Annotated in this window: 14 protein-coding genes; 13 read left to right on the plus strand and 1 reads right to left on the minus strand. The window is 36.6% G+C overall.

Annotated features, from left to right (window positions below):
- Positions 1–160: 160 nt before the first annotated feature.
- From trpX to CJ191_RS06975, 3 genes are read left to right on the plus strand one after another with little or no spacing between them, the layout of a single operon-like run.
- A complete protein-coding gene (trpX, locus tag CJ191_RS06965) occupies positions 161–1,228 on the plus strand; it encodes a tryptophan ABC transporter substrate-binding protein (protein ID WP_102199378.1) in 1,068 nt (355 codons plus the stop codon).
- A 12-nt stretch (positions 1,229–1,240) separates the two neighbouring features.
- On the plus strand, positions 1,241–2,134 hold the full coding sequence (locus CJ191_RS06970) for an ABC transporter permease (RefSeq protein ID WP_070467877.1): 894 nt from the start codon (positions 1,241–1,243) through the stop codon (positions 2,132–2,134).
- Positions 2,131–2,919, plus strand: coding sequence for an ABC transporter ATP-binding protein (locus CJ191_RS06975; protein ID WP_102199379.1), 789 nt, complete (start codon positions 2,131–2,133; stop codon positions 2,917–2,919). Before CJ191_RS06970 ends, CJ191_RS06975 begins: the two co-directional genes overlap by 4 nt.
- A 115-nt stretch (positions 2,920–3,034) precedes the next feature.
- Here CJ191_RS06975 and nrdH read toward each other — a convergent pair whose 3' ends face one another.
- Positions 3,035–3,256, minus strand: a complete 222-nt coding sequence (gene nrdH, locus CJ191_RS06980; RefSeq protein WP_070467879.1) for a glutaredoxin-like protein NrdH — start codon at positions 3,254–3,256, stop codon at positions 3,035–3,037.
- 333 nt (positions 3,257–3,589) lie between these two features.
- Between nrdH and CJ191_RS06985 the strand changes: the two genes are divergently transcribed.
- The 10 genes from CJ191_RS06985 (at position 3,590) to CJ191_RS07030 (ending at position 23,416) form a co-directional block, all read left to right on the plus strand.
- Entirely contained in the window at positions 3,590–5,197 is a 1,608-nt protein-coding gene (locus CJ191_RS06985) for a peptide ABC transporter substrate-binding protein (RefSeq protein ID WP_102199380.1), read from the plus strand.
- A 167-nt stretch (positions 5,198–5,364) separates the two neighbouring features.
- Positions 5,365–6,708 carry an NADP-specific glutamate dehydrogenase gene (gdhA, locus tag CJ191_RS06990; protein WP_070467880.1) on the plus strand — a complete coding sequence of 448 codons (1,344 nt, stop codon included), beginning with the start codon at positions 5,365–5,367 and terminating at the stop codon, positions 6,706–6,708.
- Between the two features lie 203 nt (positions 6,709–6,911).
- On the plus strand, positions 6,912–7,793 hold the full coding sequence (locus CJ191_RS06995) for an NAD(P)H-hydrate dehydratase (RefSeq protein WP_070467881.1): 882 nt from the start codon (positions 6,912–6,914) through the stop codon (positions 7,791–7,793).
- Positions 7,794–7,803: 10 nt separating this feature from the next.
- Positions 7,804–8,277 carry an NUDIX hydrolase gene (locus CJ191_RS07000; RefSeq protein ID WP_257994146.1) on the plus strand — a complete coding sequence of 158 codons (474 nt, stop codon included), beginning with the start codon at positions 7,804–7,806 and terminating at the stop codon, positions 8,275–8,277.
- Between the two features lie 157 nt (positions 8,278–8,434).
- Positions 8,435–9,205 (plus strand): DeoR/GlpR family DNA-binding transcription regulator, encoded by a 771-nt coding sequence (locus CJ191_RS07005; protein ID WP_070467883.1) that lies wholly within the window; start codon positions 8,435–8,437, stop codon positions 9,203–9,205.
- Complete coding sequence (gene pfkB / locus CJ191_RS07010; RefSeq protein ID WP_102199382.1) at positions 9,202–10,119, plus strand: 1-phosphofructokinase; 918 nt, start codon at positions 9,202–9,204, stop codon at positions 10,117–10,119. Before CJ191_RS07005 ends, pfkB begins: the two co-directional genes overlap by 4 nt.
- A gap of 30 nt (positions 10,120–10,149) precedes the next feature.
- Positions 10,150–12,060, plus strand: coding sequence for a PTS fructose transporter subunit IIABC (locus CJ191_RS07015; RefSeq protein WP_102199383.1), 1,911 nt, complete (start codon positions 10,150–10,152; stop codon positions 12,058–12,060).
- A gap of 290 nt (positions 12,061–12,350) precedes the next feature.
- Positions 12,351–14,060: an ABC transporter ATP-binding protein gene (locus tag CJ191_RS07020; protein ID WP_102199384.1), complete on the plus strand. Its 1,710-nt coding sequence runs from the start codon at positions 12,351–12,353 to the stop codon at positions 14,058–14,060.
- A gap of 3 nt (positions 14,061–14,063) precedes the next feature.
- A complete protein-coding gene (locus tag CJ191_RS07025) occupies positions 14,064–15,803 on the plus strand; it encodes an ABC transporter ATP-binding protein (RefSeq protein WP_102199385.1) in 1,740 nt (579 codons plus the stop codon).
- A 674-nt stretch (positions 15,804–16,477) separates the two neighbouring features.
- Positions 16,478–23,416, plus strand: a complete 6,939-nt coding sequence (locus tag CJ191_RS07030; protein ID WP_102199386.1) for a G5 domain-containing protein — start codon at positions 16,478–16,480, stop codon at positions 23,414–23,416.
- Positions 23,417–23,768 lie beyond the last annotated feature (352 nt).

Consider the following 23,768-nt stretch of genomic DNA (forward strand, 5'->3'; position numbering starts at 1 on the left):
TCAGTTTTCTGGACTGTATTTATGTGGAGAACATATTTGAGCCTTTCAAAATAACCCCCACATAGACATGTAGTAATGATTACTAGAATCAACTATGTGGGAACTTAACGTCCTACAGTTTAGAGTGGGGCGTTTTTTTGTATAGATTAGGAGGAGAAACATGAAGAAAATTTCAAGTATTGCTTCGGGGTTAGTCGTTGCACTTTTTGCATTATATTTAGCAATGCCGACGCTTATTGCTAAAAGAGAGGGATTAGAAATTCCCACAAAAGAAGCAGGTGAGTCTCAATTAGTAGTTACTGAAGAGGATATCACTGTTGGCTTATTGCAGTTTATCCAACACCCATCATTAGATCAAATTAGAGAAGGGTTTTATGATGGTATGGCTGAGCGAGGTTATGTAGAAGGTGAAAACATCACCATTGATTATCAAAATGGTCAGGGAAATCAATCCGATTTAGCCATGATTTCTGATGCTTTTATAGCTGAAGATGCAGATATTTTAGTTGGTATTGCTACTCCAGCTGCACAAGCTTTAGCTAATGCTTCTAATGGAGACCGTCCTGTAATTCTTTCTGCAGTATCAGATCCCTCTAATAATGGTTTCATTGCTTCTGATGAAGAACCTGGTGCTAATATTACTGGAGTAACAGATACAGCGCCAGTTGCAGAGCAGTTTGATCTAATGCAGGAAATTTTACCTGATATAGAGAGTGTAGGTATTATATATAATTCATCTGAGTCAAACGTTACAAGAACAGTCAATGACGCAAAAACGGAAGCAGAAAGCAGAGGATTAACAGTTATTGAAGCAACGATTACCTCAACCAATGATTTAGCTTCCGTGGCTGAACAATTGGCTGGTCAGGTAGATGCTATTTGGGTGCCAAATGACAACACAATCGCGAGTGCCATGGATACATTAATACAGGTAACTGATGCAAAGGACATTCCTGTAATACCTGTAGTTGATGCTATGGTTGCTGATGGTGGTTTAGCGACTGTTGGCATTAATCAATATCAATTTGGGTTAGATACGGCAACAGTCGTTGCTGATGTGATTGAGGGTGCAAATACTGAAACGTATCCAATTATTTATAATGATAAAACGGATACTTATATTAATACAACAAAGGCAGCTGATTTAGGTATTGAGTTACCAAAAGAAGTCGTTAGTGATGCAATTGATGTCAATAGTGAAGCGTATGCTGAATTAGTTGGTGAATAAGGAGGGGATAAAATGGATATGATGATTAGTGCTATTTCTCAGGGAACAATCTGGGCGGTGATGGGTCTGGGCATTTATATCACGTTTAGAATTTTAAATGCACCTGATATGACAACTGAAGGTTCTTTTGTACTTGGAGGTGCGATTGGTGCGCAAATGCTTTACTTTAATATCGATCCTTTCACAACCCTACTGATATCTTTTTTAGCTGGTATGGCAGCGGGAGCGATTACAGGATTTTTAGTCACACGTGTCAGTATAAATCCTTTGTTAGCCGGAATCATTACAATGACAGGTATTTATTCAATTAACTTGAAAATCATGGGTAAGGCTAATATGTCTTTATCTACAGTCACTACATTAAAGTCAGCTATTGCAAATTTATCCTTGCCACGAAATGTTGATACTATTGTGATTGGCTTAGTGATTATTGCTACGATCATCCTTTTATTAACTTATTTCTTTAAAACTGAAATGGGTCAAGCGCTAATTGCGACTGGTGATAATATACAAATGGCTAAGTCTTTAGGTATTGAAACTTCTGAAATGACAATGTTGGGCTATATGTTAGCAAATGGTTTGATCGCAATCTCAGGATATATTGTATCTACAGACAATGGATATGCAGATATTCAAATGGGAGTTGGTACGGTTGTGATTGGCTTAGCTTCTATCATTATTGGAGAAGTTTTATTCCGTAATGTTAAATTAGGAGTTCGTTTTATGACAATTTTAATTGGTTCAATAATCTATCGTTTACTTTTAACAATCGTGTTAATGTTGAACTTTGAAGCAAATGACTTCCGTTTATTCTCAGCAATAATTGTGGCTTTATGTTTAGCCATTCCTACTATCCAAAACAGACTAGCAGATTATCGTGAATATAGAAAGGTGACTAAATCATGACGACTTTATTAGAGATTTATCAAGCTAGAAAAATATTTAATAAACGAACGCCAGATGCCTTCGCAGCTTTAGATGACTTATCTCTTAAAGTAGAAAAAGGGGATTTCATTACAATTGTCGGGGGAAATGGTGCTGGAAAATCAACCTTATTAAATGCAATTGCAGGCACCTTTTTACTAGACTCAGGTAACATTACGTTAAATGGAAAAGATATTACACGTCTTGCAGAGGAAGAGCGTGCGAAATCAGTTTCTCGTGTTTTTCAAAACCCATCTATGGGTACAGCGCCACGGATGACTGTTGAAGAAAATCTCTCCTTAGCTTTGAAACGTGGGCAAAAGAGAGGGTTTAAACTAGCTATTAAAGAGGAGAACCGAAAGCAATTCCAACAAGCGTTGAGTCAACTACACCTGGGCTTAGAAAATCGTTTGGATACAGAAATAGGGCTCCTTTCTGGTGGGCAAAGACAAGCCATTGCGTTATTGATGGCAACCCTCACAAGACCAGAAATTCTATTATTAGATGAGCACACAGCTGCTTTAGATGCTAAGACTTCTAAACGTATTTTAGAAATCTCTTCTGATCAAGTGAAAGATCATAATTTAACCGCTTTAATGATTACACATAATTTACAAGATGCTTTGTTATATGGCAATCGAATGATTTTATTACATCACGGCAAAATTATTAAAGATTTCAGTAAGGCAGAAAAAGATGCGTTAACAGCTGGAGATTTATATCAAATGATGGCTGATTTGGCTGAATCAGACTATATGGAACGATAAAGTACTTAAAAATAAAGAGCCATGAACAATGCTTGTCAAATTGACAGCGTGCCTGTTCATGGCTCTTTTTATATAAAAACGACTTAGATATACTTAAGTTGCGTCATTAACAAACTTATGCTAATTTAGCCAAACGGTCCGGTTGGAAACCGTAGAAAGCTTCTTCATTTTCCGCAACAATTACAGGAACAGCTTGGAAGCCCATGTCTTTAACTTTCGCTAATGCTTCTTCAGACTCTGTTATATCGATCGTTTGAAAATCAATTTCTTTTTCAGTTAAATATTTTTTTGTGAAATTGCATTGCATGCAATTTGGTTTAGTATATACAGTTACCATTATATTTCCTCCTAAAAATTCCATATATTGTTATGGGTTTTCTTATAAGCACAATATATAGAGTTTATGAGCAAGAGTCAAGTTGTTTAACTGAAATTATTTGTCCAGACTTTTATGACTGGTTCAAAAGCTTGATGTGTCAAATTTTCTACATAATGCAAAAATAATATTTATTTTTTTAGTGCAAATATAGTACTTCGTAAGGTATATTTATCAAACGCACAAAATATAACTTTATCAGAAATTTGAAGTCTTGTCACTTATATTTTGTAAATAAAATAGACAAATGTATAATAATGAAATGAAACAGTTTTTTTTGGGAGGAATAAAGTAATGAAGAAAGCAGCTCTAGGTTTAGCTACTGCAATACTGTTAGCAGCTTGTGGTAATACCAATACTTTAAATGATAAGGTGTTAAATATGCAATCTACGGATGAGATTCAATCTGTAGACACGGCTTTTGCAGCCTCTAATATTGCTACAATCACTGCTAATATGAATTTTTACAATGGTTTATATACTTATGATTTAGATAATCAGCTAATTGCTGCAGATGCAGAAAATGTACCAGAAGTGTCGGAAGATGGTTTAGTGTATACCATAAAGATAAAAGAAACGGCAAAGTGGTCTAATGGAGATGCGGTAACAGCTGAAGATTACGTTTACGCTTGGCGACGGATGGTTGATCCGAATCTGGGTGCACCTTACGCTTATATGTTTGATGGTATTATTAAAAATGCCAGTGAAATTATGGCAGGAGATATGGCAATAAATGACTTAGGTGTTCGAGCGATAGATGATCATACGCTAGAAATTAGTTTAGAAAACCCAAGTACTTATTTTACTGATTTATTAACTATACCTGCCTACTATCCCCAAAACAAAGAGGTAGTTGAAGCAGCAGGTGATCAATATGGCTCTACAAGTGATAGCGCAGTTTATAATGGTCCTTTTGTGTTAACGAATTGGGATGCTGCTAGTGGTAACACCTGGACCTTTGAGAAAAATGAACAATACTGGGATGCTGATAATGTTCATCTTGACACTGTAAATTTCCAATATCTTCCAGAAACTGCAACTGCTTTAAACTTGTATGATTCAGGTGAATTAGATGTGATAGAGTTAACCGGTAATTTTGCAGTTCAAAATCAAAGTAATAAAGATTTCCAAACCTATCCGACGCCTCGAACGAATTATATTGAAGTCAACCACGAAACGCCAGGATTGGACAATTTGAATATTCGACAAGCACTTTACCAAGCCATTGACCGTGAAGCTTTTGTAGATAACATACTACAGAATGGTTCGATCGCAACTAACGGATTTGTGTCACGTGAAGTAGCATGGAATCCGGATACAGCTGTTGATTTTAGGGATGATGCTATAATCGAAACAGATTATGACTTGAAAGAAGCTCAAGAAAATTGGGAAGAAGGCCTTGCTGAAAGTAATTTAGAAACTTTATCCTTGGATATGGTTGCTGCCGACGATGAAGAAAGTCAGTTATTTGCAGAATATATTCAATCTCAATTAACAGAACATCTTCCTGGAATTGAAGTGACTATTCATACTATGCCATCATCAGCTCGTTTTGCAGCCTTATCAAAAGGTGAGTACGACTTGGGTGTGACTTTTTGGCAAGCTGACTTCGGTGATCCAATTAATTATCTGGAACGATTTGATTCAAGTATCACACGTGGAAACTATCACTATGATGACCTAGATGCATTAGTTAACCAGAGTCGTACACAAGCACTTGAACCAGAGAATAGATGGCAAACTTTAATTCAATTAGAACAAGTAGGCTTGGATGAATATGCGGTACAAATTCCTGTTTATCAGTCTTATCAAGCAATATTACAGAATCCTAAAGTTACAGATATTAATCGTCCTGGACAGTCGTATATTAACTTTAGATGGGTAGATATTCAAACACAATAAACGAATGATGATAGATAATCTAACGTGATAAGGGATGCACCTAAACATTTGTGTGAACATGTTTATCATTTTGTCATAAAAAAACTTTTCTTATCTGATCATTTTGTATATAATAATGACAGTTCTCATTATATTGTAATAATTAAGAACAGAAAGTAGGAATTAACATGAATGCACAAGAATATATTAAGGTCACTCAAGAAAAATGGCACAAACAATATGAGGCTGAGCCGGAATTTATCCAAGTCTTAGATGAATTTCTAGATTCTGTTGCGCCTGTAATTGAAGAGCATCCTGAATACGTAGAAAAAAATATTCTACAAATTCTAGCGATTCCAGAAAGAATCATTTCATTCCGTGTTCCTTGGACAGATGATCAAGGAAACGCACAAGTAAATACTGGTTATCGAGTTCAATTTAACTCAGCTCTTGGACCTTATAAAGGTGGGATTCGTTTCCATCCTACTGTTAATCAAAGTATCCTAAAATTCCTTGGTTTTGAACAAATCTTTAAAAATGCACTTACCGGACAACCAATCGGTGGTGGTAAAGGTGGATCTGACTTTGATCCTAAAGGTAAGTCAGACAATGAAATTATGAGATTCTGTCAAAGTTTCATGACGGAATTACAAAAATATATTGGCCCAGACCAAGATATACCTGCAGGTGATATCGGTGTTGGTGGACGAGAAGTCGGTTTCTTATTCGGTCAATATAAAAAATTACGTGGCTTTGAGAATGGTGTTTTAACCGGTAAACCATTATTATACGGTGGTTCATTAGCACGTACAGAAGCCACTGGATATGGTGCTGTTTACTTCTTAAATGAAATGTTGAAAGCTAAGAATGAAACAATTGAAGGTAAGCGAGCAATTATTTCTGGTGCTGGAAACGTAGCTATTTATGCTGCTAAGAAATTACAAGAACTAGGTGGTATCGTAATTTCAGTATCTGATTCAACTGGATATATCATTGATGAAACTGGTATTGATATTGATCTTTTACGTGACGTAAAAGAAGTGCGTCGTGAACGTTTAACGGCCTATGCTGAAGCAAAATCTACGGCAAGTTACTTTGAGGGATCTGTTTGGGATCATGACATTGCAGCTGATTTAGCTATTCCAGCAGCAACGCAGAATGAAATTAAAAAACCTCAAGCTGACCAGTTGATTAGGAATGGTATTCAATACGTTTCTGAGGGTGCTAATATGCCTTTAGATGCGCCAGCAACAGAAACATTACTAAGCAGTGATGTTTACGTTGGACCAGCAAAAGCAGCAAATGCTGGTGGTGTAGCTGTTTCCGCCTTAGAAATGGCACAAAATAGCCAACGTCAAAGTTGGACATTTGAAGAAGTTGATGGCATGCTACAAGTCATCATGAAAAATATCTTTAGTGTGTCAAAAGAAGCTGCAAGTACATACGGTAAAGAAGATAATTTAATCGCTGGTGCAAATATTGCTGGTTTTAAAAAAGTAGCAGATGCGATGATATCTCAAGGCTTGATATAATTAAAATTATATCAACCATATGATACGAAGAAAAGAGGCTGGGAAAAATATCTCAGCCTCTTTTTGCTATATAATCGGCTTTTGGTCCAGTACGTCAATTCTAAACGATTTTTGGCTCACCTTTTTTCTATTTAGGATGAATTTGTGAATGATAGGTATTTTTCATAGGAGGTGTTAAAATGGATGAGAGGGAGTGGTGATTCATGGCGCAAGAAAAGAAACCTTTAAATTTATCCGCAATAAAACATCTGATACCAGAGCGTGCATCTGATGCTTATAAAAATCTTTTTGGACATGTATTGATCATTGCTGGAAATGAGGCGATGGGCGGTGCTGCCCAAATGGCCGGAATGGCTGTGGTTAATTCCGGTACAGGATTAACCACTATTGCAACAGATAAAGTGAACTTACCAGCTATTCATACCGTTTTACCAGAAGCGATGATCATTGATTGGACGGATAAGTCTGCTATTGAAAATATGATTGATAAGGCTGATGTTATACTGATAGGTCCAGGTTTTGGAATGGATAATAAAGGTCTATGGTTATACTTAAAGTGTCTCTTGAAACAATCACAAAGACAGCTGAAAATTATACTGGATGCTGACGCCCTAAATTTATTAGCGTACGATTTGAAACATAAAGCTACCGTACATGAAATAGTATCACCGAATATTCATCATCAAATTATTTTAACGCCACATATAGGTGAATGGCGACGGCTGACTGATGGGAGAATAGCTAATGGTGACCAAGTTAGTGTCCAAGCGTGGGTAGATCAACAAAACGTTACGCTTGTTTTAAAGGGCGCACCCACAGAAATATATTTTCCTAATCAAAATATTATTTGGCAAAATACTTTGGGTAATCCGGGGATGGCAATCGGTGGTATGGGGGATACACTTGCTGGTATGATTGCTGGATTGGTTGGACAGGTAACTGAAAGTCATGACGCTATTAAATTTGCAGTATTCTTACACTCATATATTGGTGACAAACTTTATGAGGATCAGTATATTGTTTTACCAAGTAGATTAAGCGAAGAAATCCCTCGTGCAATGAAAGAAATAGTCAAAATAAAATAGAAAGTGTGAAATGATGGTAAGTAAAAAGGCGCGTTACACCAACCCTTCAGCTGGTATTTTAATTCTTACTCGGGTACAAGATGGGAAAAAACAGGTACTTTTGCAACATAGAGGACGAACAGAAATGCTTCCAAATGTGTGGGATTGTATTTCTGGTCATGTAGAAGAACAAGAAACAATCAGACAAACAATGGTAAGAGAAGCTTATGAAGAGTTATCCATCATTGTAAAAGCGGAGGATATCGAATTTGTAGGAATGACGCATCTTCGCTTAGATGATGAAACGACTTACTATAATATCTTTTTGACGACTGATAAATTTATGGGCACACCAAAAATCATGGAAAAAGATAAGCATGATGATTTAAAATGGGTGAATTTGGATGCATTACCTGCGATGGCTCATGAAATGATCAATAATAGGTATCAGGCTATCCAACATTTAGAACGACCACCATTTTATTCAGAAGAAGGGTTCGAGTAAAATTTTTATGATAGAAAGAGAACATCATTTTGGATGTTCTTTTTTTATTGACAGAAAATGATTGATTTTGGATGTTTTTGCGTGTATAATAGTTATGGTATTGAGTAAGCGTTTGCATCAACTTACAGAATATTTTCGTGAGAGGAGTTCTAAACAAGTGTTATTAGAAGAGCGTAAGGCGATCATCTTAGACTACTTAAAACAGCATCATATGGTTGATTTGCAAACTCTTGTTGCAATGACAAATGCAAGTGAATCTACTTTGCGTCGGGACCTAGATAGCATGGAAGATGAAGGGATTTTGGTTCGGATTCATGGTGGTGCTAAACTAAAAAAAAGTACGAATCCTGTAATTGGAGATGAGCCACGATTTAGTGATAAAGTACTAGATAACGCAAATGAAAAAAGACTAATTGCCAAATATGCAGTAAGTCTGATTCAAAACGGCGAAACTATTTATCTAGATGCCGGGACAACATCGTTACTGATGCTTGATTTTATCAGCCCTGAAATGCAGTTGAATATCGTCACCAATGGTGTTGATCAAGCGATGGTCGCAGCGGGTAAAGGTCTAAATATTCAATTATTGGGTGGTACTTTACGTGCTAATACTCAAGCAATTGTAGGTCAAAGTGCACACAAACAATTAAGTAAATATCATTTTCATCATGTTTTTTTGGGTATGAATGGTATAGATTTGCATGATGGTCTTACAACAACAGATGAGGCAGAAGCTTTTTTGAAAGAGCAGGCTAGCAGTCAAAGTATTAATGTACATGTATTGATTGATCAGAGTAAGTTTGAAAAAACTTATCCAATTACTGTTAATCTAGATGCTAATTTCCAGATTATCACGAATATCTTTAAAGTTAGAAGTGCAAAAGAAGAATTTACTCAAGTATTTGAAATAGAGGAGGTTAACAATTGATTTATACATTAACGTTAAATCCCTCAATCGATTATCTAATGTATATCGATGAGATTCAATTGGGCAAAACAAATAGATCAACGCGTGAACAAATGTTACCAGGTGGAAAAGGGATAAATGTATCTCGTATACTTAATCAATTTGAAGTACCAAACATTGCTTTAGGTTTTGTAGGCGGTTTTTCAGGAGATTTTATCCGTGAATGGTTAGAAAAAGAAGGCTCTTCGACACAATTTATTGAAATTTCTAGTCCTACCCGTATCAATGTAAAAACAAAAGGATCTAAGGAAACTGAAATAAATGGCGCAGGTCCAATCATTGATGAAGCGGCGATTAACCAGTTACGCCAACAGATTCAAACGATGACTTCAGAAGATTTGATTGTTCTTTCTGGAAGTAAAGCACAAGGGTTACCTGATGATTTCTATCTTAGCCTAATTAGATTATTGAAAGAAAGGGACATACCATTTATATTTGATACTGCAAGCCAAGAACTAATTGAAGCATTACCAATGTCACCACTATTAGTAAAACCTAACCAAGATGAATTAGGAGACTTATTCGGTGTTGAAATTCATTCTTTAGAAGATGTTATGTTGTACGGTAAGAAGTTACAGGAAATGGGTGCAGAAAATGTCATTGTATCTCTAGGTGGAGATGGCGCATTGTTTATTGATGCTGAACGTATTGTGAAAGCAGACGCACCCAAAGGACAAGTAATCAATACAGTAGGGTCTGGTGATTCAATGATTGCTGGATTCATTGCTGGATTACAACAAGGTTTGCCAGCTTCTCAAGCCTTCGTGCTCGCGGTACAAAGTGGGAGTGCTACAGCCTTTAAAGAAGATTTGGCTGAAAAGCAAGATATTGACGGTCTAAACGGGGTTGTTGGACTTACATTCTTACATAAATAATCAATATAGTCATAAATGAAGGAGATAGATATGAAAATTACGGATATTTTACGTGAAGATTTGATGATTCTTGACGTGAAAGCAGATAGTAAAGCTGCTATTTTAGACGAAATGACACAAAAATTACTAGATACTGGTGCAGTAACCGATTTTGATAGTTTTCGTGCAGATATCCAAAAACGTGAAGATACAATGAGTACTGGTTTAGGTAACGGTATTGCGATGCCTCATGCTAAAAATGAATCAGTTAAAAAGACATCAGTTGTTTTTGCTAAAAAACCAGGTGGATTAGATTTTGAATCTTTAGACGGTCAACCAGCTGAATTGTTCTTTATGATTGCTGCTGAAGGCGGATCTGCAGATACACACTTACAAGTACTTGCTGAGCTTTCTAAATTACTAATGAACGAAGATTTTATCGCTGCCCTAAAGGGTGCTCAAGATACTGCAGCAATTAAAGGCGTCTTGAATTTAGCCCAAGCACAATTAGAGGCGGAAAATAAAGAAGAAACTTCTGCTGATGTATCTGCAGCAGAAGTTGATGAAAAACAACCATATATCGTTGCTGTAACTGCCTGCCCAACAGGAATTGCACATACATATATGGCAGAGGATGCCTTAAAGAAAAAAGCGCAAGAAATGGGTGTTCAGATTAAAGTTGAAACCCGTGGTTCTGAAGGCGTCAAACATGGTTTAACTAAGGAAGATATTGAACGTGCTGACGGTGTCATTGTCGCAGTAAGTAAAAATGTTCCGATGGGTCGCTTTAAAGGTAAAAAGGTCGTAGAGCGCCCTGTTGCAGATGGTATTAATAAAACAGAGGAATTAATAAACCTAGCCCTATCTGGAGATGCTCCAGTATATACAACGAATCGTCAAGATGAGGACGAGGTTTCAAGTGAAGAGGGCGCAGGATCTGGACGTTTTAACTTTAAATCTCTATATAAAGATTTGATGAACGGTATCTCAGCAATGCTACCATTCGTAATTGCTGGTGGTATTATTATCGCTATTTCATTCCTAATTGAACGATTTACAGGTAGTGAATCAGCATTTTTCCTAGGATTTAATGGTATAGGATCTGCAGCTTTTGCTTTCTTAATCCCAGTATTAGCAGGTAACATTGCAAAATCTATCGGTGGACAACCAGCCTTAGTTGCAGGATTCTCAGCAGGGGCTTTGGCTAATACAGCAGGTGCTGGTTTCTTAGGTGGTTTAGTAGGTGGTTTCCTTGCTGGTTATGTAACACTATTAGTAATTGAGTTGCTAAAAGGTTTACCAAAATCATTAGCAGGTACAAGAACTATCTTATTCTACCCAGTACTAACATTACTTATCACTGGTATAATAATGTTCTATATATTAGGACCAATTTTTGCCGGTATTAATACGGGTATGTTAAACTTCCTTGAAAGTCTTGGTACTGCTAATCTAGTATTATTAGGTGCTTTATTAGGTGGTATGATGGCTATCGATATGGGTGGTCCATTCAATAAAGCTGCCTATGCTTTCTCTATTGGTATCTTTACGGATACAGGTGACGGTAAATTTATGGCTGCAGTAATGGCTGGTGGTATGGTTCCTCCTTTGGCAATTGCTTTAGCTTCCATCATTTTCAAAAATAAATTTACAAAAACACAAAAACAATCAGCTTTAACTAACTTTATTATGGGACTAACCTTTATTACTGAAGGGGCTATTCCATTTGCTGCCGCTGATCCATTACGGGTAATTTCATCAAGTGTTATTGGTGCTGCTGTTGCCGGTGGTTTAACACAATTCTGGGCAACTAATGTACCCGCACCACACGGTGGTATTATCACTATGGTTGCTTTAGGTAATCATCCGCTACTACTGATTTTAGCTGTTATTATCGGTTCACTCATTTCAGCATTAGTTTTAGGCTTCTGGAAAAAAGAAGTTGCTGAAGAAGAAAGATAATGATAAGAGAATAAAAGAACAAATGCACGAAATTGATTAAAATCAGTTTCGTGCATTTTCTTATTTAAAAAATTAATATTGTAGATTTAACATAAAAACAGGTATAAAAATGCAAAATTTCAAAAAATTTGTAAAAAGATTAAGTTAGTCTATAGGAAGCCTATCAATTTGATCAAAAATCTACATAAATAAAGAACGGTTAATAAGAATTATTGAGATTGAATCAAGACAACTTTTAAAAAATAGTGGTATGATATTTTAGAATGAAAAAAGGTGTTAGGAGAGAATGTATGCGGGTTAAAGATATTATACTTAAAAATAAAGGCGTAGCTTTTTTAGCCTTTATCGCTAAGGTAGTAGAAGCAATATTAGAATTGTTAGTTCCTGTTGTCATGGCAACTTTAATTAATATGGGTATAAATCAAAATGATCAGTCCGTCATTAGGAGACAAGGTATGCTGTTAGTGGTCTTACCACTATTAGGCTATTTTGCAGCATTAATATGTCAATATTTAGCATCTAAGGTTGCTCAAGATATTGGGACAGAAGTACGCCTAGAGATGTTCAAAACATTAAACCATATGGATAGAAAACAATTGGATAAAATTACAGCTTCTTCAGTAGTTGTCAGAATTGAAAATGATACACAAAACCTTCAACTAGCGATTGCTTTAATGATTCGACTAGGTTCTCGTGTGCCCGTATTACTTATCGGATCTATTGTCATGGCCTTCTATGTTAGCCCGGCTTTAGCACCTATTTTCATTATAGGTGGCTTAATAATTGGTGTTATTTTAGTGTATATCAATATGTTTACCAATAAACAAAACGGACAAATCCAACGGCGAATGGATCAATTATCTCGAATTGTACGGGAAAACTTTTCTGGTATACGTGATATTCGCGCTTTTGCCAATGAAAAACATGAAGTTGATCGCTTTGAAAAACAAAATATTATCCTTAGAGCTGAGCAATTAACTATGGGAGGGGTTCAAGCCTTGGCCAATCCTTCAAGTTTGTTGTTAGTAAACTTAGCGATTGCCTTCATCCTATTCTTTGGTGGAAGGTTAGTGAATAACGGTCAATTTATGCAAGGGGATGTCGTTGCCTTAATACAATATATGAATAATATTTTGCTAGCTTTGAATGTATTGGTGAATATTTTATTGGTATTTAGTCGAGGCGTTGCCGGTATTCATCGAATTGATGAGGTATTAGAAATTAAGCCAGAAATTTTAAGTGGTGATAAACAAATTTTAGATCATACACCTCTTGCTATACACTTTGATAATGTTTCTTTTGCCTATGGTGAACGTAATACTATAGAGGATATAAATGCGGATATTCAACCTGGTTCCTTCTTTGGTATTATCGGAGGGACGGCATCCGGAAAATCGACTTTGGTTAATTTGTTATTACGCAATGATGATGTTAATCAGGGGAAAATAATGATTAATAATATGTTGATACAAGATTTAGACCTAAATAATTATCGTCAAAAAATTGGTTTGGTCCCTCAATCAGCATCCCTATTTACCGGCACATTGAGAGAAAATTTACTCATGGGTAAACAGGATATTACTGATCAAGATCTATGGCAAGCGTTAGAAATAGCACAAGCTAAAGAATTCGTTGAACAAAATACATTAGGTTTAGATATGCCAGTTCGACAAGGCGGTAAAAACTTTTCAGGTGGTCAAAAACAACGTTTAACAATTGCACGAGCGTTAGTTGGTAAACCACAAGTTTTAATTCTTGACGATTCATCTAGTGCATTAGACTTTAGAACAGAATCAAAACTGCGGCAAGCCTTGGCCAAATTAGATACGACTATTATTATGATTTCACAGCGCGTTTCCTCAGTGCAACATGCTGATCAAATTTTAGTCATGAATAAGGGCCGGAGCGCGGGTATTGGAACTCATGAGGAATTATTGGTATCTAGTGAGATTTATCAAGCTATCGTTGCTTCGCAAATGCAAGAAGAGAAGGAGGAATAGGATATGGATAAAACGACTTTCTCTTGGTTGATGAACTATATCAAACAATATCGATGGACGACAATTAGTTTATTTTTATTTTCAACGATTACTGTCGTCTTTCAAGTACTGATACCCATCCAGATTGGACGAGCAATCAATGAAATTGTTGGTCTAGGCAAGGTAAACTACCAAGCCTTGTGGCAAGCCATCATTTGGTTAGGGATTTTTGCTTTAATCGCTGCCTTAGCCCAATACTTTCAAAACCAGATGTCTAACCGATTAACTTATCATATTATTGCTGACTTACATAGCGATGCATTTAATAAGATTCAAAAATTACCCCTATCATATGTAGATAATCACTCATTAGGTGATTTAGTCAGTCGTGTGATAAATGATGTGGATTTAGTTGGTAATGGCTTACTCCAAAGTTTTAATAACTTATTTTCAGGAGTCATTTTAATTGTTGGTGTTATTGCGATGATGTTATCTTTAGATGTAAAGATAGGATTAATCGTTATCATTTTAACGCCAATTTCCGTTGTTGTATCCTATTTTATTGCTAGTAAAACCTACCATCGCTTTACGGAACAAGTAAACTTACGTGGAGAATTAGGTGGCTACGTAGATGAAATGGCTCAAGGACAAATGATCGTCCGCGCTTTTACTTTTGAAGACCAAGCGATCAATCAATTTACTGATATTAATGGGAAAGTACATGAATCGGGCCTATGGTCGCAATTTTACGGTGCTTTAATTAACCCCACATCTCGGGTATTAAACTCAATTGTCTATGCTGTTGTCGGTGTAGTGGGTGCATTTACAGTACTAAGTGGCCAGTTAAGTGTAGGTATATTCTCTTCTTTTCTAACTTATGCTAACCAATACAACAAGCCGTTTAATGATATTTCTTCTATTATCAATGAAATGCAAACATCTATAGCTGCTGCAAGTCGTGTATTTGAATTAATGAGTGCTGAGGAAGAAGCGCCATCCCACGATCAAATGGAACTAGCAAATATTGATGGTACTGTAGCATTTAAGGATGTAACATTCCATTATGACAGTCACCATCCATTGATAGAAGATTTAAATGTTCATGTAAATGCTGGTGATACAGTAGCAGTTGTTGGCCCAACTGGAGCAGGGAAGACAACCTTGATCAATATATTAATGCGTTTCTATGACCCAGTGTCAGGCGGTATTTATATTGATGGTGTGAACACCTTAGATATGCAACGCAGTTATTTGAGACAAAAATTTGGGATGGTTTTACAAGACTCTTGGATTTTTGAAGGGACAATTTTTGATAATATTGCCTATGGTAAATCTGGAGCTAGCTTGGAAGAAGTAATTGAAGTGGCTAAAAAAGCACAAATTCATGACATGATCATGCAGATGGACCAAGATTATCAATTTAAATTAAGCGAGAGTGGCAGTAACATCTCAAAAGGACAGCAACAATTAATATGTATAGCACGGATCATGTTAACCGATCCGGATATGTTGATCTTAGATGAGGCAACTTCTTCTATCGATACAATGACAGAGAAGGCTATTCAAGAAACATTTGATATGATGATGGAGAACCATGCTACATTTATCGTAGCTCATCGTTTATCGACTATTGAAAATGCTGACCAAATTCTCTATATGGAAGATGGTCATGTGTTGGAGCAAGGTAACCATCAGACTTTATTAGCGAAAAAAGGTAAATATTATAACTTATATCAATCGCAGTTTGATCACCAAGCAGAATAGTTCTACCGAAAAGTAAAGAAGCTAGGGAAAATATTTCTCTAGCTTCTTTTGCTATAAATAATTCAAAATGGTGGTAATATCGGGCTGAGTCACGATGCCGATAATATCTGATGGTTTTTGGATGGTATCTTTTTCAGAAATCAGTATAGACCTGGTTATATTTCATGTAGTGCTGAGGGACACGTTAGGCATATCTTAGTAGCAGATTGAGTTCAAGACGCCTAGGATGGTCTATAAGAGGTGCTGAAAATATTGCTAAGTTAAGAGTCTATAAATTAAATGGTGGACAAATTGATCAGTTAATATTATTTACAAATAAGTAGAAACAAAAAGAACGAAAGATTATTCAACTAGATGACCGTATCACTGTTGCTAAGAAAGCCGAATATATAGCTGGTCATAATGGCTCAATAGTGAATTATGGTTCATCTTCTTTAACGTTAGGTGTATTGAATCATACTTTTAGCTATATAGCAGCATTCTGCCTTAGACCATATAGGCGGAACTTCCGCTTATATGGTCTAAGGCAGAGAAAAGCATAAAATTAACCGGGGAAGTAAAATCCAACAGTAACTTGATGCAACCAAATCGAAGATTACAGCTTGTAACTTTGGATTTTGATGCTATACTTATAAGTGAAAATATATAAAAAAATTAAGTAAGAGGTGGGCCATATGGACAAACAATACAGATACGCATTACGCAAAACGACACTGGGATTAGCCAGTGTGGCAATCGCAGCGTTCATCGCTGGTCAAACACCAACCGTATATGCTGCAGAGATCGATAGTCCAAGACAAAATTCAGGACTTGAAATTCCAGAAGAAAAACCAATTGAAGCTCAACAGTCTGATTCAGCTGATAATGTATTTGCTGCAGAGAGCGATAGTTCAAGTCAAAATTCAGGACTTGAAATTCCAGAAGAAAAACCAATTGAAGCTCAACAGTCTGATTCAGCTGATAATGTATTTGCTACAGAGAGCGATAGTTCAAGTCAAAATTCAGGACATGAAATTCTAGAAGAAAAACCTGTTGAAGCGCAACAATCTGATTCAACTGATAATGCATTATTAGCTGATCAAATAGTAGAGCCAGCAGAGCCAGTAGAAGAAAAACCACAAAAAGGCCAAGCTGTAGCCTATGGGGTAGAAGTTCCTGTGGCAGATACTAGAGCTACCCAAAATAGTAATGAGGAAAACTACTCAGTAGATGAAGGTAAAATTAAAGACTATAGCGAGTCTGAACGTTATAAACAAACAGACCTTGAGCGAGGAGATACAAACCAATATAATTTAATAACTGATCAAGGAGAAGTGAAAGATGGTTTGGAATTCAATACTGCGAACCCATCTGAAACATCTCCTAGTAAGACAGAATATGGTTACCAAATCACCATCGATAAGAAGACTGGCCAAAGAACCTATACTAGGATTGATGTAACTGATAGTGGTCTTATTCCTGTAAATCCTGGAAATAAGTCAATGATGGGTCAAGGAGAGGGATTAACTTCTGATACTCCTAAAGTGACCTATAAGCCAAATGAAAATACAGAAGTAACTAAAGGTGGGCGACAAACAAACTTAGGCTATGGTGCTAGTGAAGAAACCTTAAAGCATATCAATAATAAGGATAATAACTCGACTTCTTTTGGTTTTAAGGATAAGTACACTCAAAATAATCCTAATACTAAGTTTTTCGGAGATAGCTTCGCCATAACCTACAAGGTTAACCCGTGGCCAAATGAAAATGATAAGCTTGAAGAATTAAAACTCAACAAAAACAACTACGACTCAACCCAAAAATACTTTGTCCAAGGTCAAGACATCGACACTTTCATCAAGGTAGATAATATTGATGAAAGTGCCAAAGAAAGACTTGTTGGTCAAGTGTATAACCCTGTAACAGGAAAGATTGTCCCAGGCGCAAGTGCCTATATTGGTGATAATGGCAACATCTATGTTAAATTGCCAGTTGGTGCTCTAAAGAAAGATGAAAATGGCAAGACTATTATCAATGAAGACTCCATCTTTAATCAACAAGAATATAAAGGCCTACAAAACCTAGATGTAAAATTCTTTGCCCGTCCAAGAACAGCGGATGAATTTAAAGCTATAGCAGGAGCGGCTGAGAATGAATGGGAAAGTGGAACTTATGTAGAAACAGGAGCAGGTACTGCTGAGATCAACCATAAAGGCAAGAGTGTCACTATCGATAAGCAAGGCATCGATCGCTACGACCACTACAACCTAATTGGCGACTTCAAGCTAAACCTAGATGATACAAGATACTATGACCAAAGATTTGTTGATGGCAATGGCGACGATACCACAAAGGTCACATCATCTGCTGTAAAACCAGGTGAGGAATTTAAGGTAGGTATAGTAGAGCCAGAAAATCCAGGTGAAACTGATAAGTCTGCAGAAGAAATGAACGCTGCCGAAAGCAATGGGGAAGCTTCTGGTAGGCTAATCATGGACTTTATAGACCGTGAAAACAAGGGCAAGGCACCAGAAGACCAATGGAAGATTGAATTAAAGGATGGAGATATCTCAAACTTCACCGTTACTCCACCAAAATCAGCCAAGGCTGGAGACTTTATGGCAATCCCTATTGAGTATACTTATACAAATGGTTCAAAAGACATCCACTGGTTCCATTTTGTTGTTCAAGAATCTGATTACATCAAGCCGGAATATGAAACCCAGGTAAATTACCCAGCTAAAGAACAAACATCACCAGCAACAGTAACAGAAGATGGAAAGAGAATTCCACCAAGTAGCTATACTCTTCCCGGTACTTTAGAAACTGACGAGTCTGGCAACCAGCTAGTTACAGATGATAGTGGAAATAAATGGACTGTAAAACTTAATGAAAAAACAGGTCAAGTGACTGCAAAACCAGTAGATCCTACAGCCTTTAATGGTGGTGAAAAACTTACTGTACCGGTAATAGCTCACTATGTAGACGAACAAAAACCAGGTGAAGACATCATTGAAGAAGTAAATGCTTACTTCGTAATCGAAGAAAAAACAAATATGACCCCACGCTATAATGCAAAAGTTGGTCAAGAAGGAGACAAACTATCTTCAGATGTTATCCTAAATACCGAAGATAATTATAACCGAAGACCAGGTAAGTATACTCTAGATTCTGATACCTATACAGATGATAAGGGCAATGTTTGGAATGTTTCAATCGATGAAACCACAGGTAAGGTAACTGCAACGGTACCAAATGCTGAAGAAGGCAAGACCGTTGACGGAGCCCTACTAAATGTACCAGTAACAGCTCATTATTATGAAGAAGATGGTAAGTTAGAAGTTGGAACAAAGAGAACAGAAGTTCAATTTATGGCTTATGGTACAAATGGTACGGTTGAAAAAATTTTAGAAATACCTTTTGAAACTAGAGTAGAAAAAGATTCAAAACTTAAAAAGGGCGAAATTAAAGTTATAACTGAAGGAGAAAAAGGTTCTAAGAAAGTAACTTACATTATAGAAGATTCAATTATCATAGATACTAAGGAAGAGAAACTAACAGAACCGAAAGAGCGTCTTATCTACGTAGGTGAAGGTACAAATGATGGTACTCACACGATTGAAGAAAAAGTAGAAGTACCATTTGAAGTAGAAGTACAATTTGATGATAGTCTCAAACCAGGAGAACAAAAAGTAGCTCAAGAAGGCGTTCCAGGAGAAAAAACTAGAACGACAACTCTAACTATCCAAGATGGTGAAGTTGTAGATACAACAACAGCCGACTTTAAAACAACAACAGAACCTGTTAAAAAAATTATTAAAGTAGGTAGAAATACTGAAGGTACGCATATTTATGAAGAGAAGATTCCTTTCAAATACGATATCTCGTATGACAAAAACTTAAAATCAGGTGAATATGTCATTGATGTTGAAGGAACTGAAGGTACTAAGAAAACAACCTGGACGATTAAAAACTCTGAAATTGTCGGAGAAGCAAAAGTTGAAACAACTAATCCAATCAATGCAGTAATTAGAGTTGGTCAAAAAGACTTCACTGGTGAATTTAGTCACGAAGTAAAAGAAGAGATTCCATTTACAGTTAGAGTCATTGAAGATGAAACTCTAGAAGCTGGTAAGAGTGAAGTGGTAACTCAAGGTCAACCAGGAACTAAGACAACTAAATATACTCAAACTATTAAAAATGGCCAAGCGGATGGAGAGTTAAAATCTGAAGAAACTACGAGAACTGAGCCAGTTGAACATGTCATAAGAGTTGGTAAGAAGCCAGCGACAAATTATATTGAAGAAAATAGTAGTGTGCCGGTAGATATTATGTATAAATACGATCCTGACATGGAAGTAACTACTGCCAGAAAAGGAGACTTGATTCCTGGGGAAGTTAAGACAGTGGTAACTAATAAATACAACCCGGAAACAGGAGAAATCGAATCTGTTAAAAAAACAGTGGTAACAAATGCTAAGCAAGAAATCATTATCGGCGTGAAACAGTATACTGGTGAGTTTGAGTACGAATATAACCAACAAATACCTTATGAAACTGAGATAATTTTCGATGATACATTAGCTTCAGGGACTATAAAAGTTGATCAACCAGGTAAATTAGGGAATATCAAAAATGAGGTGATTGCCAAATTTGAAAATGGTAACCAAGTGTCTAATGAAGAAAAAGTACTTGAACGAACAGAGCCAGAAAAGAGAATAGTCAGAGTAGGATCTAAAACAGACGGAACGCATCAACATAAGGAAGAAATTCCATTTAAATATACTGTGATATATGATCCTGAAATGCCAGCCGGAACATATGAAGAAGTAACACCCGGTAAAAATGGTGAAAGAGTAACGATTTGGACGATTAATAACTCTAAGATTGTAGGAGTACCAACTACTATTGAAACTAAACCTGTGGATGCAATTATCAAAGTGGGAAGTAAAGATTTCACAGGTGAGTTTGAAACAACTAATACGAAACCAATTGAATTTGAAACAGAATACATTGTAGATAATTCAATGGAACCAGGGACAACAAAAGTTGAACAAGAAGGTTCACTAGGTGAGGTAGAAACAAAAGTTACCCATACAATTGTGAATGGTCAAGTAATCGAATCAACAGAAGGAGCGACTTACCAAACAAAAGCGCCAGTTAAGCGAATTGTAAAAGTAGGACCTGCTAAGACGGATGGAACCCATGAATACACTAATACGATTCCGTTTGAAGTAGAGGTTAGAGTAAACCCAGAACTTAAGAAGGGCGAACACAAAGTCGTCCAAAAAGGTGAAACCGGGGAAGAAAAATACACAATTACGATAGAAAATTCTAAAGTAACTGAGACTTCTGAAGTTGCTATGACAAAATCTCCAGTTAAAGAGATTATTGAAGTTGGTAGCCAAGATTTCACTGGTGAGATTAATTATGTTGACAAGGACCCAATTCCATATGAAACAGAAGTAACAGTTGACCCAAGTCTGAAACCAGGTGAAATTGTAGAAGATCAAAAAGGTGAGCTTGGAGAACAAGAAACCAAGGTTTCTAGAACTATCACAAATGGCGAAGCTAGTGAAGAAGTCCGTGGTGAAACAAACGTAACAAAAGATCCTGTTACTCGGAAAATTAGAGTTGGATCTAAGACGGATGGCCAATACAAAGAAACTGAAACAATTCCATTTGAAGTTGAAGTTAGAAAAGACCCATCATTAGCCAAAGGTGAGTGGAAATATGCCGAAGTTGATGGTGTACAACAAACAGGTGAAAGTGGACTTAAAGAAAGAACTCTTACAATTGTGAACTCAAAAGTAACTGAAGAGTCTGAATTTAAGACAACGAGAGAACCTAAGAAGGCTATTATTTTAGTTGGTGAAGACAGTTCCACAGGTGAAGTAACACACACAGAAGAATTACCATTTGGCTATAAAGTAGAGGAAGTCGACGACCTTCAAAAAGGTGAATACAGAATTGTGAAACCAGGTAAAGTTGGAACAAAAACGACAACTTGGACAATTAAAGACTCTAAAGTAGATGGTGATCCAAAAGAAGAAATCGTTCAAGCAGAAGATGCCCTAATCCAAGTAGGTAAGGGAACTTCCGAAGGTACTCATGAAATTAAAGAGAAGAAAGAGCTATCTTTCGAGACTAGAGTTGAGTATGATGACAATCTTGAAGCTGGACAACGTGAAGAGACTGGTGGCGAACCAGGTGAGCAAGAAAGAACCAATACGCTTGTAATCAAAGATGGTAAAGTTATTGAAACCAAAGAAGGTGAATTTAATACCATTAAAGATCCAGTAGAGAAAGTTATTAAAATCGGTACTAAACCAATTGTTAAAGTGGTAGAAAAACAATTTGAAACGGAGTACATTTATGATGAGAACGTTGAAATGGGCAAAGAAGAAGTAACTCCAGGTGAAAATGGAAAAGTTACCATCACTACTTCTTACGATAAGGATCAAGGTAAACTTGTTACTAAGGAAGAAACAAATGATCCAGTTAAGAGAGTCGTAAAAGTTGGTGTTAAACCAGTAGTTAAGGAAGAACCAATTCCTAATAATACTGAGTACAAACATAATCCTGAGCTTAAAGCTGGAGAGGTAAGAAAAATCCAGGATGGTACTCCAGGAAAAGCAATCATCACGACTAGTTTCAATAAAGCAACTGGTAAGTTTGAAACGAAAGTTGAAAGAACCGAACCGACTGATGCAGTCTATGAATATGGTTCTAAGACTGATGGTAAAGTAACGGTTGAAAATGAAGTTCCTTTCGAAGTCGAAATTATTGAAGATCCAGAAATGGAAGCTGGTAAGTCTGAAACAGTTCAAGAAGGAAAAATTGGTAAAAAAGAAACTATAATTACGATAGAAAATAGTAAAGAAGTTTCTAGGAAAGAAAATATTATAGAAGAATCAGTTAAGAAGATTGTAAAAATCGGAACTAAATGTAAATGTGAAATCCCACCACTGAATCCGGAAGAACCAGGGACACCAGGCGAAGAAAATCCAAAAGATCCAGAGATGCCAGGTGAGGAAGATCTGAAAGATCCAGAGATGCCAGGTGAGGAAGATCTGAAAGATCCAGAGACGTCAGGTGAGGAAGACCCGAAAGATCCAGAAACCCCAGGTGAGGAAGATCCGAAAGATCCAGAAACCCCAGGTGAAGAAGATCCGAAAGATCCAGAAACCCCAGGTGAAGAAGATCCGAAAGATCCAGAAACCCCAGGTGAAGAAGATCCGAAAGATCCAGAAACCCCAGGTGAAGAAGATCCAAAAGATCCAGAAACTCCAGGTGAAGAAGATCCGAAAGATCCAGAAACCCCAGGTGAAGAAGATCCAAAAGATCCAGAAACCCCAGGTGAAGAAGATCCAAAAGATCCAGAAACCCCAGGTGAAGAAGATCCAAAAGATCCAGAAAATCCAACTAAACCAGGTGCTGATCAACCAGGTTCAAATAACTTAACCGAAAAATCTGATACTCCAATCACTGATTCAGCAACTCATGTAGATAAAGCAGGTGCGTTACCTGAAACAGGTCAAAAGATGGAGAATCATACATTTGGCGCTGCAGTACTTTCAATTCTTTCTGGATTAGGTCTTGTTACTACAAAACGTCGCAAAGAAGAAGAGTAAGAGTAATTGATTGTGCACTAACGAGTTATTCAGTTAATACATATAGAGGCTGTATGATAAGTCTCAAAAAGACCCAGAATTTTATTCTTGACGAATAAAATTCTGGGTTTATAATAAATGGCTGTATAATATATAGGACTGATGAAAAAAGTCAGGTTCTGTGTCAAATAGTGTTAGTGATCAAAAATAAATAATCACTGTTAAGATTTAAATAAAAATTTTAATAACGGAGGGTCATGTTTATTTATAAAATAAGCATGACCTTTTTTCTCGCCCTTAGGCGAGAAAGTCGGATCAAGAGTTGGATAATTAATCATAAAAGCTGATAAGAGTTATCGTCTAATATTTAAGC

This window comes from Aerococcus viridans, from assembly GCF_002871935.1.
Taxonomy (GTDB): domain Bacteria; phylum Bacillota; class Bacilli; order Lactobacillales; family Aerococcaceae; genus Aerococcus; species Aerococcus viridans_B.